General features: G+C 47.0%; 18 protein-coding genes. All 18 read left to right on the forward strand.

Going from position 1 to position 17,093, the window contains the following annotated elements; genetic code table 11:
- Positions 1 to 109 precede the first annotated feature (109 nt).
- The 18 genes from cmk to EPH95_RS01165 all read left to right on the forward strand — a co-directional run bounded on the left by cmk (position 110) and on the right by EPH95_RS01165 (position 17,037).
- Positions 110 to 790 (forward strand): (d)CMP kinase, encoded by a 681-nt coding sequence (gene cmk / locus EPH95_RS01080; RefSeq protein WP_142086581.1) that lies wholly within the window; start codon positions 110 to 112, stop codon positions 788 to 790.
- On the forward strand, positions 790 to 1,377 hold the full coding sequence (locus tag EPH95_RS01085; RefSeq protein ID WP_319592805.1) for a lysophospholipid acyltransferase family protein: 588 nt from the start codon (positions 790 to 792) through the stop codon (positions 1,375 to 1,377). The genes cmk and EPH95_RS01085 overlap by 1 nt, the downstream gene beginning before the upstream one ends.
- A gap of 182 nt (positions 1,378 to 1,559) precedes the next feature.
- On the forward strand, positions 1,560 to 2,714 hold the full coding sequence (gene rpsA, locus EPH95_RS01090; protein ID WP_142086585.1) for a 30S ribosomal protein S1: 1,155 nt from the start codon (positions 1,560 to 1,562) through the stop codon (positions 2,712 to 2,714).
- A 154-nt stretch (positions 2,715 to 2,868) separates the two neighbouring features.
- Complete coding sequence (locus EPH95_RS01095; protein ID WP_142086587.1) at positions 2,869 to 3,471, forward strand: YphA family membrane protein; 603 nt, start codon at positions 2,869 to 2,871, stop codon at positions 3,469 to 3,471.
- A 60-nt stretch (positions 3,472 to 3,531) separates the two neighbouring features.
- Positions 3,532 to 4,848: a ribosome biogenesis GTPase Der gene (gene der, locus EPH95_RS01100; RefSeq protein WP_142086589.1), complete on the forward strand. Its 1,317-nt coding sequence runs from the start codon at positions 3,532 to 3,534 to the stop codon at positions 4,846 to 4,848.
- 53 nt (positions 4,849 to 4,901) lie between these two features.
- The gene (plsY, locus tag EPH95_RS01105) at positions 4,902 to 5,537 is read left to right on the forward strand and encodes a glycerol-3-phosphate 1-O-acyltransferase PlsY (protein ID WP_142086591.1); all 636 of its coding nucleotides are present in this window, start codon (positions 4,902 to 4,904) and stop codon (positions 5,535 to 5,537) included.
- Between the two features lie 30 nt (positions 5,538 to 5,567).
- Positions 5,568 to 6,593 (forward strand): NAD(P)H-dependent glycerol-3-phosphate dehydrogenase, encoded by a 1,026-nt coding sequence (locus tag EPH95_RS01110; RefSeq protein WP_142086593.1) that lies wholly within the window; start codon positions 5,568 to 5,570, stop codon positions 6,591 to 6,593.
- A 111-nt stretch (positions 6,594 to 6,704) separates the two neighbouring features.
- Entirely contained in the window at positions 6,705 to 6,962 is a 258-nt protein-coding gene (locus EPH95_RS01115) for a stage VI sporulation protein F (RefSeq protein WP_142086595.1), read from the forward strand.
- 232 nt (positions 6,963 to 7,194) lie between these two features.
- Positions 7,195 to 7,395 carry a DUF2768 domain-containing protein gene (locus tag EPH95_RS01120; RefSeq protein ID WP_227003998.1) on the forward strand — a complete coding sequence of 67 codons (201 nt, stop codon included), beginning with the start codon at positions 7,195 to 7,197 and terminating at the stop codon, positions 7,393 to 7,395.
- Between the two features lie 26 nt (positions 7,396 to 7,421).
- Positions 7,422 to 8,150: a hypothetical protein gene (locus EPH95_RS01125; protein ID WP_142086597.1), complete on the forward strand. Its 729-nt coding sequence runs from the start codon at positions 7,422 to 7,424 to the stop codon at positions 8,148 to 8,150.
- A 238-nt stretch (positions 8,151 to 8,388) separates the two neighbouring features.
- Positions 8,389 to 9,870, forward strand: coding sequence for a stage IV sporulation protein A (spoIVA, locus tag EPH95_RS01130; RefSeq protein ID WP_142086599.1), 1,482 nt, complete (start codon positions 8,389 to 8,391; stop codon positions 9,868 to 9,870).
- A gap of 97 nt (positions 9,871 to 9,967) precedes the next feature.
- Entirely contained in the window at positions 9,968 to 11,269 is a 1,302-nt protein-coding gene (locus tag EPH95_RS01135) for an IS91 family transposase (RefSeq protein WP_142086246.1), read from the forward strand.
- A 161-nt stretch (positions 11,270 to 11,430) separates the two neighbouring features.
- Complete coding sequence (istA, locus tag EPH95_RS01140) at positions 11,431 to 13,014, forward strand: IS21 family transposase (RefSeq protein ID WP_142086600.1); 1,584 nt, start codon at positions 11,431 to 11,433, stop codon at positions 13,012 to 13,014.
- A complete protein-coding gene (gene istB, locus EPH95_RS01145; protein WP_142086603.1) occupies positions 13,011 to 13,805 on the forward strand; it encodes an IS21-like element helper ATPase IstB in 795 nt (264 codons plus the stop codon). The genes istA and istB overlap by 4 nt, the downstream gene beginning before the upstream one ends.
- A 744-nt stretch (positions 13,806 to 14,549) precedes the next feature.
- Positions 14,550 to 15,104, forward strand: a complete 555-nt coding sequence (gene folE / locus EPH95_RS01150; RefSeq protein ID WP_142086605.1) for a GTP cyclohydrolase I FolE — start codon at positions 14,550 to 14,552, stop codon at positions 15,102 to 15,104.
- A gap of 15 nt (positions 15,105 to 15,119) precedes the next feature.
- Positions 15,120 to 15,338 carry a trp RNA-binding attenuation protein MtrB gene (gene mtrB / locus EPH95_RS01155; protein ID WP_114370351.1) on the forward strand — a complete coding sequence of 73 codons (219 nt, stop codon included), beginning with the start codon at positions 15,120 to 15,122 and terminating at the stop codon, positions 15,336 to 15,338.
- Between the two features lie 120 nt (positions 15,339 to 15,458).
- Positions 15,459 to 16,241, forward strand: a complete 783-nt coding sequence (locus EPH95_RS01160) for a heptaprenyl diphosphate synthase component 1 (protein ID WP_142086607.1) — start codon at positions 15,459 to 15,461, stop codon at positions 16,239 to 16,241.
- A 58-nt stretch (positions 16,242 to 16,299) separates the two neighbouring features.
- On the forward strand, positions 16,300 to 17,037 hold the full coding sequence (locus tag EPH95_RS01165) for a demethylmenaquinone methyltransferase (RefSeq protein WP_142086608.1): 738 nt from the start codon (positions 16,300 to 16,302) through the stop codon (positions 17,035 to 17,037).
- Positions 17,038 to 17,093: the final 56 nt, after the last annotated feature.

Below are 17,093 nucleotides of genomic sequence, written 5' to 3' on the forward strand. Positions count from 1 at the left end.
GGCTAATAATAGTCAATCGTTTGTCTTGTATACGCTTGTATGATAAGCTTAAAGCAGTGTTCGGGTCGCCCCGACATAACGAGACCAGTTTTTACATACGGGGGGCAATATGCACAAGATAAACATCGCCATTGATGGACCGGCTGGCTCAGGAAAGAGTACGGTCGCGAAAAAAGTAGCTAACGAATTATCGTACCTATACATCGATACAGGGGCGATGTACCGCTCTCTCACTTTTCTTTCATTACAAGCGCAAGTATCCGAACAAGACGAACAATCGCTTATCCAAATACTGGAAGAGATGGAAATTACCCTTGAACAACAAAGCGATGGCGAAGTGCAGGTGCTTGTGAACGGAGAGCGGCTCGGAGAGGAGATTCGCACACAAGCTGTGACCGCAAAGGTCTCTGAAGTTTCCGCCCACCGAAAAATTCGGGAAGAGATGGTGGCCAGACAGCAACAGTTAGCGAAACAGAAAGGGGTCGTCCTCGATGGGAGGGATATCGGTACTTACGTACTTCCCGGTGCCGAATTAAAAATATACATGGATGCATCTGTGGAAGAAAGAGCGAAACGTAGGCATTTGGAAAATATAGCGAATCAGCGCCATTCTGATATAACCACAACAAAAGAAGAGTTAAAACGGCGGGACGGGCTTGACCGTCAGCGGGAGACCGCTCCTTTGCGGCAAGCAGAAGACGCGGTGCTCATCGATACGACGAACGTGACGATCGAAGAAGTGGTCGCTCGTATTTGCCGTATCGCCCGGGAGAAGGAGAATGAAGACTGATGTTATACAGAATCGGTAAGCTGGTTTGCCGTATCGTTTTATCGTTGGTTTTTTTCGCCAAAATTGAGGGAAAGGAAAATATACCGGCGCAAGGGCCTGTCATTATTTGCAGCAATCATAAGAGCAATCTCGATCCCCCTTTACTCGGTTCGTATATAAGGCGCCCCCTCCGATTTATGGCGAAAGAAGAATTGTTTTCCTCAAAATGGTTTGGTCCCTTGCTTGTAAGGTTGCGTGCTTTTCCGGTAAAAAGAGGGGGCAGTGACCGCGGGGCATTACGGAAAGGGATAAGTGTTCTCGAGAACGGGGAAATGTTGCTCCTTTTTCCGGAAGGAAATCGCAGTAAGACGGGTGAAATCAAAGAAGGGCTTGCCGGCGCCGGCTTTTTTGCATTGAAAAGTGAAGCAACGGTTATCCCCGCGTATGTACGGGGTACATACAAGCCTTTTCGCAGAGTGGTACTTCGCTATGGACCGCCGGTCCCGCTCGATGATTTAAGAAATGAAAAAGCTTCATCCCAAGAAGTAACCGATCAAATCATGAGCCACATTCGGATGCTCAGGGATGAAATGGAAGGTCCGAAATAACGTTAACATCATTCTTTCATTTTTACTGAAAGGGTTTTGTATTATAAAACTTGGCTTATCGCCAAGCTTTGATGGCGAAAGCCTTAGTTGCAATTATGTAGGTAAGAAAGAAAGTTGATTTATACTTTCTTACCTGCGAAAAAGAGTTTTGTTCCCGACAAGGGTAAGGAGGCAAATCGGCAATGGACGAAGAGATGAACAATGAAATGGCAAATGTAAAGGAAATCAACGTTGACGATATCGTCAGCGGAACAGTAACGAAAGTAGAAGAAAAGCAAGCGTTTGTAGACGCTGGATACAAAGTAGACGGCATCATCCCGATCAGCGAAATTTCCAGCCTGCACGTGGAAAAAGTATCGGATGTGTTAAGTGAAGGCGACGAAGTGGAGCTGAAGGTCATTAAAGTGGAAGATGATGAGCTTGTGCTTTCCCTTCGCGGCGCACGTGCCGGAAAGGCATGGGAGTCGTTGCAACAATCATTTGAGCAAGGGGATCTGATCGAAGCAGAGGTAGCGGAAATCGTCAAAGGGGGCCTTGTCGTTGACGTAGGCGTCCGCGGTTTCATTCCGGCATCGCTCGTTGAACAGCATTTTGTCGAGGATTTCTCTGACTACAAAGGAAAACAACTGGAACTTAAAATCATTGAAATTGATCCGGAAGATAACAAGCTGATCCTTTCAAGAAGAGCAGTTCTGGACGAAGCAGAAGAGCACCGGAAAAAAGATGTGCTTGAAAATCTCGAGATTGACTCGGAAGTAACCGGGAAAGTTCAACGGCTCACTTCTTTCGGTGCATTCGTTGATGTGGGCGGAGTTGACGGATTGGTTCATATCTCGCAAATGGCCCATCACCGTGTTGAATCTCCGGGGGAGATTGTCAAAGAAGGCGAAGAAATTCAAGTTAAGATTTTAGCTGTTGATCCGGAGAAAGAACGAGTGTCTTTATCAATTAAAGAGACACTCCCTGGGCCTTGGACACTTATTGAAGGCCAATTTCAACCGGGAGATGTCATCGACGGCCAGGTAAAAAGGCTCGTTTCTTTCGGTGCGTTTGTAGAAGTTGCTCCGGGAGTGGAAGGCCTTGTTCATATTTCTCAAATTGCCAACCGCCATATTGGCACTCCCGGCGAAGTGCTTGAAGAAGGACAAGCGGTCCAAGTGAAAGTGCTGGATATTAACCCATCGGAGCAAAGAATTTCGCTCAGCATCCGTGAGCTGGAAGAAGAAGGCACTACGGAAAACAAAGTACAACGGGAATTTGAAGAACCGGAAGAAGACCATACAGGGTTTTCATTTGGCGACATGATCGGTGATCAGTTGGACAAATATCGAAGCTAAACAATTGCTTTAGGCAGCAAATGCGACGCGGGAACAATCGGCGAATCGTTGGATTCGCCGATTGTTTTCCGCTTGCACCACGAGAATAGTAACCTCCCGTCTATGAATCTTCATTCCTGTCCATAATAGAGGGTATCCGGACAGGAGGTTTCATATGGAGTATGTGCTATTTTTTTGGTTTGCATGGATGCTTTGGATTGTGGTCACTTTTTTGATGCAGAGAACCAAAAGACAAGCCTTTCTTGGTGCTGCTATTTTGTTATTGATGATCCATGCGCCAATGTCGTTATCGTTAGGTGTTGCAGAATGGTCAGCGGGATACGGGATCATTATTGTGCTTGCTTGTGTTTGGACCGGAATCCTGCCTAATGCCTATAAATGGAAGGTCATTATACTTGCCGTCGCGCTCATGCTTTTATATGCAAGTTTTCAGTTAATGGTTTGGTATAATCCGGTTATATTTCTGCTGGGTGAGACATGGGTTCCTGCTGCTGTTCTTTCTTTTGTAACGGTATTTTCGCACGGCCATGCGGAAAGTCGGTACCCATTAATTTTGTTGGCATTTGCTTTTGGCGAACTGATTGCTGCCGTAACCGTTATGCCATTAACGGGAAATTTGTATTTGGCAGATGCTTTTTTTTATAATACATTGTCAGCTGTCCTTACGCTGTTGGTGTGTTGGCACTTGTTGGAACAACTAGCATGGAAATTGGTTGGCATGAGCAATGTCAAACGCTCAAGCGGTCTGCCGTTATAGAAGTCGAGGCTAAATATTAGAGCAATGCATACAGATTGAGGAATAGGAGGCAGGCAAAAAATGTCAAAACCGGTCGTTGCGATTGTTGGCCGCCCAAATGTAGGGAAATCAACGATTTTCAATCGCATTGTCGGCGAACGGATCGCCATTGTTGAGGACATACCGGGAGTCACCCGCGATCGTATATACGCAGAAGGAGAGTGGCTCAACCGCACGTTTCATTTAATTGATACAGGCGGGATTACTTTTGATGAGGAACCGTTATTGGAACAAATGCGCCAACAGGCTGAAATTGCAATAGAAGAAGCGGACATTATCCTGTTGCTCGTGAATGGGCGTGATGGGGTGACAGCAGCTGATGAAGATGTCGCCAAATTGCTGTACCGTTCAAATAAACCGGTAGTGATCGGCGTGAATAAAATAGATAACCCGGAGATGCAGACGCAAATTTATGACTTTTATCAACTTGGGCTTGGGGAACCTTTTCCAATATCGGGAGCGCATGGACGCGGCCTTGGTGACATGCTTGATGAAGTGTTTACTTATTTTCCTGCGAAAGAAGAAAACGACCTTGAGCCTGATACCATCCATTTTGCCGTGATCGGGCGTCCAAACGTCGGAAAATCTTCTTTGGTGAACGCAATTCTCGGGGAAGAACGAGTGATTGTAAGCGAGATTGCAGGCACGACTAGGGATGCCGTTGATACTTCGTTTTCAAAAGATGATCAGAAATATCGCATTGTCGACACGGCAGGAATGAGAAAGCGCGGAAAAGTATACGAAAATACGGAAAAATATAGTGTGTTGCGAGCTCAACGGGCGCTGGAACGGGCGAATGTCGTTCTCGTTGTCATTGACGGCGAAGAAGGCATCATTGAGCAGGACAAAAAAATAGCAGGTTATGCCCATGAGTCAGGGAGAGGCGTTATTATTGTCGTAAACAAATGGGACGCAATTTCTAAAGACGATCGCACGATGGATGAATTTACGGAACAGATCCGCAAGGGATTCGCATTTCTGTCCTATGCACCGATTGCATTCGTATCGGCAAAAACCCATCAACGTGTTCAAAAAATGCTCCCCGTCGTCCAGCGGGTTTCGGAAAATCATCAAATGCACGTGCCTACGCATGTGATAAATGATGTGGTGCTCGATGCGGTATCCATGAACCCGACACCCACATCCGGGACGAAACGATTACGTATTAATTATGCCACGCAAGTCGCTGTTGGCCCGCCCACATTTGTCGTATTTGTGAATGATCCGGAGTTGATGCATTTTTCGTATCGCCGATTTTTGGAAAACAGCTTGCGAGAAGCTTTTGCATTTGAGGGGACACCATTAAAAGTAATTGCCCGTAAAAAGAATGACCCGTAGTCTCAATTGCCGTTTCCATTTTTTGCACGGAGAGGGGAGGGGGAGCCTCAACGATGGATGTACTTATCGCTGGTGTAATGGCCTATCTGTTAGGGTCGTTGAGTGTCAGCTATATCATTACGAAAAAGGTGAAGAAAATTGATATCCGCCAAATTGGAAGCGGAAACGCGGGAGCCACAAATACGTTAAGGGTGCTTGGAAAAGGACCCGCGATTTTGGTGCTCGCGCTGGACTGTTTGAAGGGCGTTATCGCCGTTTGGATCGGTTTCTGGGCTGAAAGCTTATTTAGTGGGACAGGCCTTTCCCTCTTTGAAGGATACGAAGGATGGGCCCCGGCAATTAGCGGTTTGCTGGCAATATTCGGCCACAATTGGCCGGTGTATCATCGGTTTCGCGGGGGGAAAGGTGTAGCCACAACGATTGGTGTAATCGCGGCATTGATCTTTTTCCCGGCCATCTACGTTGGAATTGTTGCGATTTTGGCTGTCATCATTACACGCTACGTATCACTTGGCTCGATCATTTTTGCCCTGGCAACCCCGTTCCTCTTGTTTGTAACGATGGATCATTATGGGCATCCGTGGCCATATTTTTACCTTGCTTGCGTAGTAGGAGCGATGTCTTTGTGGCGGCATAGAACGAATATCCAACGGCTGGTCAATGGCAATGAAAGCAAACTGGGGCACTAAAGAGTAACTCAATCAACGGGGGTTTGATGTATGGGAGCAAAAAAAGTGGCTGTTTTGGGTGCAGGCAGTTGGGGAACTGCCCTCGCGATTGTGCTTGCGGATAACGGACACGACGTTACGATTTGGGCACGCCGCGATTCCCAGGCGATAGAAATGAATGAACGCAAAACGAACAAACAATATTTGAGCGATGTCACGCTCCCGGAAAACATTAAGGTGACGACGGATGTGAAAGAGGCGGTCATGGAGAGCGAGGCTGTTGTTATTAGTGTGCCGACCTCAGGCATTCGCGGGACGACGCGCCAATTGCTTGAAGCTGATGTGAAAATTCCGCTGATCGTTCACGCTACAAAAGGTATTGAACCGGATACGCTTTTGCGAGTGTCGGAAATGATGGAAGAGGAAGGCATTAACGAGGTGAGCGACGATATAGTCGTTTTGTCTGGACCGAGTCATGCTGAAGAAGTAGCTCAGCGGCAACCGACGACGGTCACCGTCTCTTCACAGGTGAAGGATGCCGCCAAGCGCTGCCAGGATTTGTTCATGAATACCCGGTTTCGTGTATATACGAGCCAAGATATGGTTGGGGTAGAATTAGGCGGAGCTTTAAAAAACGTGATGGCCCTGGGGGTTGGACTTGCCGAGGGGTTAGGATACGGAGATAATGCCCGGGCGGCAATCATGACGAGAGGCATCGCCGAAATGACCCGCCTGGGAACCAAGCTTGGGGCTGATCCGCTAACATTTGCAGGTTTATCGGGACTTGGGGATTTGATTGTCACGTGCACTAGCAAATACAGCCGAAATTGGCGTGCCGGATACCGGCTAGGACAGGGAATTTCCCTCGATCAAGTGCTCGAGGAAATGGGAATGGTTGTGGAAGGCGTGAAAACGACACAAGCCGTCTCGCAATTGGCACAAAGGCAAGGGACCGAAGTGCCGATTACAACAGCGATTTACGATGTACTCTTTAACGGCCAATCACCGGTCCGAGCCGGGCAATTGTTAATGGACAGAGATCCAAAAAAAGAAACAGAGCACACCACTGACTTTTGACCAACAAAGGGTTCTGCGCCCTTCCCATCTCCCGCCGCCGGAATGGCTCACACCTTTTTCATAACGTCATATAATGGGGAGGAGTCGTTAAATGGAAAGGGAGGGGCATATATGTATCGCGATGATTCTATCTTCGATCATATTCAAAAAAACACCAGTGTTGATCAAGATGATGTGCAAAATATGGCAAGCGCAGCCCAAGGGGCGGACTTTCAAGATGAGGAATCGGTAAGGCAGCTTATCCATGAGGTTGCTCAAATGGCAGGTGTGCGAGTGCCAAAAGAGAAAGAAGAGTATTTGGTACATGCGATTATCAACAATCAAGTTCCCCTTGATTTTGCATCGTTGAGTGAACTATTTCGAGATTAGTCTCTTTTGCTGGGCGTTCGCCAAGCGCGTTCCGGAGATGTTGCGCATAGGATATCAGGAACCATATCCTAAAAGGGTTCCACCTTTTTGGAAGAAAGGTTTAGTTAGCCGGAGATCATAGTCTCCGGTTTCTGTTATTTGGACAAGCCTGTTTCTGTTTTGTCACTCATGTCCAAGCGCAAAAGCCAATCGTTATGCTATAATGTGACATGGTTTAAAGGAGGGTGACTTTGTGAGTGCGTTAGATGCCATGTGGCTTTCTTTTGTCGGTTTATTTCTCATGTTCGTTTCCTCAATCACTGCATTGCTCGGCCGGCAGAAACTGACCGGTTTTTTTCGGTTTCTCGTCCTCGCGTTTTCGTTTACTTGCTTATTGATCGCGGGTATTATCATGCTCTTCGTCGTCCTGCCGGGTTCAAGGGCTGATCTATAAGTGGACGGGGAGTGGAGGTGTTCCATATGCTGCGTCAATTAAAACAATTCGTTGTCTTTGCGATGGGTTTGCTCTTTGTCAGTGGTTGTTTTTACCCCCAGGACACCGGGTCCGATGACCACCGGGGCCATCCGCATGCGGAGCAGCTTCAATCGGTGCAAATCGCGGTAGATGAATATCAATCTGCTCATGGAGTGCCTCCGATTGATGATTTCGAAGCGGATACCAATCTTTATGAACGCTATCAGGTTGATTTCCAATCGCTGATTCCGGGTTATATGCAAGAACCTCCTGCCAGCTCGTATGAAAATGGCGGCAATTATCTCTATACATTAATTGATGTGGAAGAAGATCCTGAAGTGCGAGTCATTGATGCGGTAAATTTACAAGAAGCCCGAGAATTTGAGAGGGACATTCGCGAATATGAGCGCGCGAATGGATTTCCCCCGATCGAAGATATGGTAGGTCCGGGTGTTTTTTCATTGGATTATGAACGCTTAGGGTATGATGAGCAGCCGACGGTGGAGAGCCCTTATTTCGCGACGAATCTTCCCCTGTACCTCGATGAGAACGGGGAGGTTATTATTGATTACAGCAGTGATTTAAACCGTATTTTGCAGGAAGGTGACCCGGAAATTGAGGATGAAGATGATATTCGTTCGATTTTGACTGATGAGTTTCCTGTCGCCCCTGTGTCATCAAGGCCTTATACGATTGAAAACGGGGAACCGGCTTTCGCGGATAAAAGAGATTAAAGGTATTGTTCTAAACCTCTTTTTTTCTATCTATATATAGAGAGAAAGGGGTTTTTTTATGGCGGTCGACCTCCCCTTATTGAATAAAGTGAAACTTCCCAAATGAGGACTTCATCCAATAGTGATTGGCGTGCTGCCAAGGAATTCTACCGATGAACGTCATAATGATATGGACAACATCATATGATGGAGTAGCAATCATACACGGAAGTGTATATTTCAGAACGGAGGGGATCTCGTGGAAAAAGTGGATATCTTTAAGGATATCGCGGAACGCACAGGAGGGGATATTTACTTAGGCGTTGTCGGTGCAGTAAGGACGGGGAAATCCACATTTATCAAGAAATTTATGGAGCTTGCCGTCCTTCCGCACATGGAAGATGAAACGGATCGTGTTCGGACGCAGGATGAGTTGCCGCAAAGCGCTGCGGGAAAAACGATAATGACAACGGAGCCGAAGTTCGTCCCCAATACTGCTGTGGAACTGCATGTGGATGAAGGCCTCGACGTCAATGTCAGATTTGTTGACTGTGTTGGATACGCCGTTTCCGGGGCAAAGGGGTACGAAGATGAACATGGCCCCCGTATGATCAACACCCCGTGGTATGAGGAGCCGATTCCATTTCAGGAAGCAGCGGAAATCGGTACGCGCAAAGTCATTCAGGAGCATTCAACCCTTGGTGTCGTCGTAACATCGGATGGAACGATCGGCGAACTGCCGAGGGAAGAATACGTGGAAGCGGAAGAGCGCGTCATTGAAGAATTAAAAGAAGTGGGCAAACCGTTTATTGTCGTAGTGAACTCAACACAGCCCCATCATCCGGATACGAGGGAACTTCAGTATCATCTCGAAGAAAGCCATGATGTTCCCGTCGTCCCTTTAAGTGTGGAAACGATGACCGAGCACGACATTTACAGAGTGCTCAGAGAAGTGCTGTTTGAATTTCCGGTGCATGAAGTCAACGTAAACCTTCCCAGTTGGGTCATGGTTCTTAACGAAGACCATTGGTTACGCAGGGAATATGAGGACTCGGTAAAAGATACGGTGAGGGATATTAAAAGACTTCGCGATGTGGACCGTGTCGTTGGCCATTTTGGCGAGGATTACGAATTTATTGATTCGGCCTCCCTCGCGGGAATGGAAATGGGCATGGGCGTTGCCGATATCGATTTGTACGCGCCGGACGATCTTTATGACCGAATTCTAAAAGAAGTCGTCGGAGTGGAAATTCGCGGCAAAGATCACCTATTGCAATTAATGCAAGAGTTCTCCCATGCAAAAAGCGAATACGATCTCGTCTCCGATTCGCTGAAAATGGTTAGACAAACTGGTTATGGCATCGCGGCTCCCGCTCTTGCCGATATGAGCTTGGATGAGCCGGAAATCATTCGTCAAGGGTCGCGCTTTGGGGTTCGCTTGCGTGCTGTTGCCCCGTCCATTCACATGATTAAAGTGGATGTAGAGTCGGAATTTGCGCCGATCATCGGTACGGAAAAACAAAGCGAAGAACTCGTCCGCTATCTCATGCAAGATTTTGAAGAGAATCCACTCTCGATTTGGAACTCCGATATCTTCGGTCGGTCGTTAAATTCCATTGTGCGAGAGGGGATTCAGGCAAAAATATCGCTCATGCCCGAGAACGCGCGCTATAAACTGAAAGAAACGCTTGAACGTATTATAAATGAAGGCTCGGGTGGATTGATCGCGATTATTCTTTAAGAACGGCCCTCCGTTCATCGGGGGTTCGTTTTTTTAAAAGATAAGAAAGTATAAATTTTGGCCCCTTCTATGCCGGGGAATGTGTTAGGGTGGAGGTATGGAACCTAATATTCTTCGACGTATATTCTTTGACCACCATCAACATTGGGAACAATTTGTCGAAAAACATGGGGATCGTATCCGCCCCATTGTCCATAAAGAAGTGGGAAAATTCCGGGATTGCGGGAATCCTGAGAACGGATTCAAGCTCTTTGTATGCGAAGGATGCCATGAGACCCGAAAAGTTCCCTATCGTTGTAAAGGTCGATTTTGTACGACTTGTTCGATCGGCGAGAGCGAGGAATGGAGTCGTCTGCTCATGGAAGATGTGTTCCAGGTGAACCATCGTCATGTGATTTTGACCATCGATGAAGGTCTACGAGACGTGTTTCTTCTCCACCGGGAACTATTGAAAACAATGATGGATGAAGGTGCACGGCTGATCAAAGAATACTTCGAGAAGAAAGGCAAAGTGACCCCGGGGATCATGGTGGGGTTACATACATTTGGCTCCCAAGTCAATTTCAACCCCCACATTCACATGCTGGTGACAATGGGCGGGATGACAAAGAAAGGGGCATGGAAAACGTATGATTTTCTCCCCTTCCAGATGCTTCGCAAACAATGGCAAACCGTTGTTTTGAAGCTGATTCGCAAGCATTTATCCGGAAAGGACAAGAAACGTGTGCAAGCGCGTCTCCAAAAAGCGTTTTCCAAAAACGGAAAGGGCTTTTATATCTATGCCCCTAAACACCGGGGAAAGGTGCAAGACCAACTCCGGTATATTGGCCGTTATATGCGTCGACCGGCGATTGGCATCAATCGGATCGAGGCCTATGACGGGCAAATGGTGACGTTTACGTATCACGATAAAATGGACGGAAAAGAGAAGGATGAAACGATAAGTGTCGAGGCCTTTATCATGCGTCTGATCCGTCATATTCCGGATGAACAGTTTAAAACGATCCGCCATTACGGGCTATACTCGAGAAGAACGAAAAACTTGAGTAAAAAGGTACTGGCGGCCTGGCAAAAAACGAAGAAGAAGTGGATCACCCAGGTCAAGCGAACCCTGAGCCGCCAAACCTGGAGAGAACGGGTCATGGCCAGCGGACATAAGGATCCTCTGCGGTGTCCCAAATGCGATAACTACTTTGAGTACAAGGGAGAAGTCTGTCTTGAGAATGGGCGATTAGTGGTTAAAGTCGCCTTGGGTGAAACAGCCAGAAGCTATTTGGAAAGGGAGGTCGGTCATGTCCCCCGTATCGAAACACCGAAAAAAGAAACAAAAAAAGAAGAAGAAACCCTCGAAGAACCGGCATCCCAAGACCGTCAACTTTCTTTGTTTACAGTGTCATGAACAAGAAGCGATCCCTTACACAGTGGTACGCGATTTTGACGAAAGGGATCCCGGCGACCTGTATATGATAACTTAAAAATCGGCCACCGTGTTCATTGAAAATCCGGCCAGTAAGATTGAAAATCTCACCTGTGCAATACATACAGGTGGGGGCAGGAGAGATGATCACCATGAGCCAAAAGTACCAATCATTAATACAGTATATGCAAGAGGGGAAGTCGATACGAAAAGTTGCCCGAGATATAGGGATACACCGGGAGACCGTCAGTAAATACGTAAAGGAATATGAACAGAAGCGCAAACAACTCATGGAAGGAGGCGAAGATGTCGAAGTCGATGCTTTGATCGAATCCTTAACAGAGAAGCCGATCTACACTACCGGTTCTCGACCCAAACGTAAACTGACACCGGAGATTGAGCAACGAATCCTTGCTTTCCTTGAAGAAAACCGGGAAAAGCGTCAAAAAGGGCAGCGGAAACAACAAAAAACGGTCATGGACATGTATGAGGTCTTGGAAGATGAGGAGGTGGACATTAGTTACAGTACGGTCCGACGGTTGGTGCGCCAATTGGAACATAAAGCCAAGGAGGCTTTTATTAAAGAAACGTACATGCCCGGAGATGTTTGTGAGTTTGACTGGGGGGATGTAAGAATAACGGTTGACGGACGGTTACAGACGTTCCAAATGGCCGTCTTTACATCGGCGTATGGGAATTACCGTTGGGCTTGTCTGTTTCCCAAGCAAACGACCGAGTGCTTTCAAGAAGCGCATGCCCGTTTCTTTGCCCATATCGGCGGTGTTCATACCACGCTCACCTATGACAACATGCGCGTGGCCGTTAGGCGTCTGGCCGGGGATAAGGAGCCCACAGAAGGGCTGATGCAACTGATGATGTATTACGGGTTTCACTGCCGATTCTGTAATATCCGCCGTGGCAATGAAAAGGGGCATGTGGAACGCAGTGTAGATGTCATCCGACGGAAGGCATTCTCTAACAAAGATATCTTTGATAGCTTGGAAGAAGCGAACCACTATCTCGAGACGTTATGTTCGGAAAAACTCAATCAGAAACCCATGAGCCAATACGAAGGCCAAACGCCCAAACAGCGCCTCGAGCAAGAACATGAGTATCTTTTAGAAGCACCGCCAAAATGGGATGCTGCCCGTGTGCAGTATGCTCGAGTGGATAAATACGCGACCCTGGTAATCGAGCAAAACCGTTATTCGGTTCCTGATCATTTGGTTGGCGAAATGATCATGGTGAAGGTATACGCGGAGCGCATCCGTTGCTTTTACAACGAAGCGTGTATAGCCAATCATGAACGGCTCAGTGGCCACCATCGGTGGAACCTTCAACTCTCACACGTCTTGGAGACCTTACAAAAAAAGCCCGGTGCATTGGCGGGAAGCTTAGCCCTGCACCAGGCGGATCAAAAAATCAAAGATATTTACAAGACGTATTATACAGGTAAGGAGCGTGATTTCATAGCATTATGTCACTACTTGCGGGACGAAGGTGATCTCGACGGCGTCTTAACCGCCATTGACCAACTGGCAGCGATGCATCCGAAACACGTCACCACCGATAAAATAAAAGCGATATGTGACAAAAACAACGAACAGCCGGTCACAGCAGCTTCAATGTCCCAGGATACAGAAGCCATTACCGAACAAGCCAGAACCCATATGAGTGATTATGATCAGTTGTTTCAAATGAAGGCACCCAAGGAGGGGGTTCATTGACACTCAAAACCCAAGAAGAATGGCACGCAGACGTTCAATCATACGCGAAAGAATTAAAGTTACCAATGATTCGCAGACACTTGGCTGAGCATGCGTCAGAAGCTAATCTGCAGGATATCAGCTATGAAGCCTTTCTGGCAAAACTTCTGCAAAAAGAACAGGACGCCCGACGGGAATCCGCCCGCTATAATCGCATCCGCCGGGCGGAGTTCAGCCAGAAAAAATACTTGGAAGACCTTTCCGTGCAAGACTTGCCTGAAGATGCCCAGAAACAGCTCAAGACCCTAAAAACTCTTGACTTTATCCGTGAAGGGCGGAATGCCATTTTTGCCGGAAACGCCGGGACGGGGAAGACCCACATGGCTATCGGCTTGGGGATGAAAGCTTGTTTAGAAGGGTTTAAAGTTTGGTTTACGACCGTCCCGATTCTTGTTAACCGCATCAAGGAAACACGGGCGGAGAACACCCTTCGTAACTTTCAAAGCCGATTTGAGAAATATGATCTGGTGATCGCTGATGAGATGGGCTATATCTCCTTTGATAAAGAAGGGGCGGAACAACTTTTCACCCATCTATCCCTTCGTGCGGGGCGCAAATCAACGATAATCACGACAAATCTATCTTTTGAACGTTGGGGGGAAATCTTTCAGGACGAAGTCATGACGGCAGCGATGATTGATCGCCTTACTCATCAAGCGCATATTGTCAATATGAACGGGAGCTCTTATCGCATGAAAGAGACCAAGGCTTGGCTGGGAACACAACATTCAGGCGTATCTCAGCCGTCATGATGGATGCTTCTGGATCCGCGCCAATCACCAGCCCAAACCAAGGAGGAATGGTATCTAACGGATGATAAAAGCGATAATAGCCACTGGAAGCACGTAACGATCCTCGCTACGGCAAAAATGTAGCGCAAAGGGATTTGATTTTCTGTTCTTTGACAACTGAATACAAGCTTAGGATAAAAACATTCAAAGGCATGTGCCTCTTATCCAGCTAAAAACAGGTCTTTTGATCTAACACTCAGCTCATCAGCACGGAAGATTTTGTTTTATTTTTTCGGCTAAAAAAATTGTGAAGTAATTCACGATTGGACGGAAATTCAATGAACATTTGGCCGGATTTTGAGTTGACAAATACAGCGACCCCAGTGTCCCACCTATGTTTGCCTGCCAACAATGTGAAGGGGAGATGTATCCGGAGTATTATAAAAGCGTTCACGGTTATGAGTACCGGCTATCGGACAGGCAGTGATCATGACAAGGACCTAGCTTGGGCGGTTTTCCCAAGCTAGGTTTTTCTTACTTTTCAACCAATCCGATTTCTCACCTCTTAAAGGCGCGAGCAGCGTCTTTTTTTAGATTATCAGCAAGTCCTTGAATGATCTATTATTGCGCTCCCCCAAGCAAAACATATCCTTTTTTTCTATCAAAGTGATACAATGAAAAAGAGCGTGACATCTCGAATAGATTGCTTTTAAGCATCTGCTATGCTAAAATCTCTAGCGATTAACATGAAGTAGGAGGTTCCAAATGGACCACGCGAAAATACAAACAGCGGTACGGCAACTGCTTGAAGCAGTTGGCGAAGATCCGGACCGTGAAGGTGTGCAGGAGACGCCCGCTCGAGTTGCGCGCATGTATGAAGAAATTTTCAGCGGGATCAATGAAGATCCGGAAACCCATTTGCGCACGGTTTTCGGCGAAGAACATGAGGAACTCGTGCTCGTGAAAGACATCACCTTTTATTCCATGTGCGAACATCATCTTCTGCCTTTTTTTGGACAGGCACATATTGGATATATCCCGAAGAACGGAACTGTAACAGGTTTGAGCAAGCTTGCCCGCGCAGTAGAAACGGTAGCGCGCAGACCTCAGTTACAAGAAAGGATTACTTCCAACGTCGCCGATGCTCTCGTGGAAACTCTTGATCCTCATGGCGTCATCGTAGTCGTGGAAGCTGAGCATATGTGTATGACGATGCGAGGCATCAAAAAACCGGGGAGCACGACTGTTACTTCCGCAGTGCGCGGCGTTTTTGAAAAAGACGCTTCCTCTCGTTCGGAAGTGATGACGCTATTAAAATAACAAGGAGGTGCAGACGTGCGCGAAAACGATTTTTTTGTGATTAAAGCAGAGGAAGACGGCGTTAACGTGATAGGACTTACACGCGGGAATACCACCCGCTTTCACCATTCTGAAAAACTTGATGCAGGGGAAGTGATGATCGCTCAATTTACGGAACATACATCTGCGGTAAAAGTGCGGGGGAAAGCCACAATCCAAACCAACCACGGGGAAATGAAAACAGAAGGCTCTTGATGCCGGATTTCTTCGGGAGAATGAAATGAATTGTGCTATAATAGCAAAGGTCGGCTAATTTGAAACGATGCACATGACTGGAAACGCCTGTGCGTGTCATCCGAAACGGGAGGTACAACGATGGAATGTGTGAGGACAGAACAAAAACAGCTTAAGTTGGCGACGGAAACATTTAATGCCCTTTGCCATCATCCTTTTTTGGTCACGTACGGAATCGAACCAAAGCATGATGTAGATAAGATAATTTTACTATTGCACGCGATTGAGAAACATGATTTTGATGAAAACGCTAAGCTGGAACGGGTAACGGCCGCGATGCTTGTCGAAGCCGCGCTTTCTGCCCATGAACATATTCCATTACATAACAATCACGCCATAGAGGTAAAAAAAAATCAATTAACGGTGTTGGCCGGAGATTTATACAGCAGTTTATATTATTTTCGGCTGGCAAAAATGGCGGATATCCCTCTGATCCGTTTGTTTAGCGAGTCCACTCAAACGATGAACGATGCCAAGGCGTGCCTGCACTCCCGTCATTGGAGAACTGCAGAGGAACTTGAGCAATTGGTTATGGATATGGAATCAAAACTGATTGCCAATTTGGCGGATTATTATTGTCAAGAGATGATCCAGCGCATCTCCCCTCATTTCCTGACATTAAAAAGATTGAAAGAGACGTTGCAGGCATTGAAGGGGAAGGATGATCAACCCCGGGAATCGTCGATGCCGTTCTCTCTTTTTGTGCCGGAACAACATTCACACGACGAAAGATATATCCTGAAGAAAGACCTCCAAACAGTGATAAAGAAGCAGCAAACACGTTTGGAAGAAGAACTGGCAAACTTCAAAGATACCATGCCGCCGTCTCTGTTGGACCGAATAATGACGGTTGTCCATGCTTGACCGATTCCTCGCGCAAGCAACATCGACTCGATAATCACCGTACAAAAGGGTGTATTCCATGAATAAAAGCAAAGAAAACCACGTACATGACGTTTTTGAGTCGATCTCTAAACGATATGACCGCATGAATGGCGTGATTAGCCTGAAAATGCATTCCCGTTGGAGAAACGACATGATGAAGCGCATCCATTTCCCTCCCGATTCAAAAGTATTGGATGTGTGCGCGGGCACTGCAGATTGGACGATCGCGAGTGCCGGACAAATGCAAGGCGGGGAAGCGGTCGGCCTAGATTTTAGTGAACGAATGCTCGAGGTCGGAAGAGAAAAAGTTCGCAAAGCCGGGTTGGAAAATGTTCGTTTAATCCATGGGAATGCCAGCCACTTGCCCTTTAGTGCCGATTCGTTTGACGTTGTCACCATTGGATTTGGATTGCGAAACGTTCCGGATCCGCACTTGACGTTAAGAGAGATGTTGCGTGTGCTTAAACCGGGTGGACAAGCGCTGTGCCTGGAAACCTCCCAACCGCAAAACGTGTTTTTTCGTCCTGTGTACAGCTTTTATTTTCAACGGATCATGCCGAAACTCGGAAAATGGTTTGCCGGTACGGATAAATATGAGTGGTTGAATGAATCAACGATGAATTTCCCGAACAAACAGACACTCGCGGATTGGTTTGCCGATGCCGGATTTGAAAAGGTAGGTTATTGCAACTATGCCGGGGGGGCAGCTGCCGGTCATTGGGGGTGTAAACCAGGGAGGGAAGACGGGGTCGAGGCTACAGATTCCAAGTTCTAACCTCCCACCTCCCACATCTAACAAAGAGAGGGAAACGATGTGCTACGGAAAATCAA

The organism is Salicibibacter halophilus (genome assembly GCF_006740705.1).
GTDB lineage: Bacteria > Bacillota > Bacilli > Bacillales > Marinococcaceae > Salicibibacter > Salicibibacter halophilus.

What these genes read in the sequence shown, in the direction of transcription:
- EPH95_RS01160 (WP_142086607.1), top strand. Translation starts at nt 15,459, where the DNA reads ATGGAATGTGTGAGGACAGAACAAAAACAGCTTAAGTTGGCGACGGAA.
- EPH95_RS01135 (WP_142086246.1), top strand. Translation starts at nt 9,968, where the DNA reads ATGGAACCTAATATTCTTCGACGTATATTCTTTGACCACCATCAACAT.
- EPH95_RS01095 (WP_142086587.1), top strand. Translation starts at nt 2,869, where the DNA reads ATGGAGTATGTGCTATTTTTTTGGTTTGCATGGATGCTTTGGATTGTG.
- EPH95_RS01115 (WP_142086595.1), top strand. Translation starts at nt 6,705, where the DNA reads ATGTATCGCGATGATTCTATCTTCGATCATATTCAAAAAAACACCAGT.
- EPH95_RS01085 (WP_319592805.1), top strand. Translation starts at nt 790, where the DNA reads ATGTTATACAGAATCGGTAAGCTGGTTTGCCGTATCGTTTTATCGTTG.
- rpsA (WP_142086585.1), top strand. Translation starts at nt 1,560, where the DNA reads ATGGACGAAGAGATGAACAATGAAATGGCAAATGTAAAGGAAATCAAC.
- der (WP_142086589.1), top strand. Translation starts at nt 3,532, where the DNA reads ATGTCAAAACCGGTCGTTGCGATTGTTGGCCGCCCAAATGTAGGGAAA.
- folE (WP_142086605.1), top strand. Translation starts at nt 14,550, where the DNA reads ATGGACCACGCGAAAATACAAACAGCGGTACGGCAACTGCTTGAAGCA.
- plsY (WP_142086591.1), top strand. Translation starts at nt 4,902, where the DNA reads ATGGATGTACTTATCGCTGGTGTAATGGCCTATCTGTTAGGGTCGTTG.
- EPH95_RS01110 (WP_142086593.1), top strand. Translation starts at nt 5,568, where the DNA reads ATGGGAGCAAAAAAAGTGGCTGTTTTGGGTGCAGGCAGTTGGGGAACT.
- EPH95_RS01125 (WP_142086597.1), top strand. Translation starts at nt 7,422, where the DNA reads ATGCTGCGTCAATTAAAACAATTCGTTGTCTTTGCGATGGGTTTGCTC.
- istA (WP_142086600.1), top strand. Translation starts at nt 11,431, where the DNA reads ATGATCACCATGAGCCAAAAGTACCAATCATTAATACAGTATATGCAA.
- EPH95_RS01165 (WP_142086608.1), top strand. Translation starts at nt 16,300, where the DNA reads ATGAATAAAAGCAAAGAAAACCACGTACATGACGTTTTTGAGTCGATC.
- cmk (WP_142086581.1), top strand. Translation starts at nt 110, where the DNA reads ATGCACAAGATAAACATCGCCATTGATGGACCGGCTGGCTCAGGAAAG.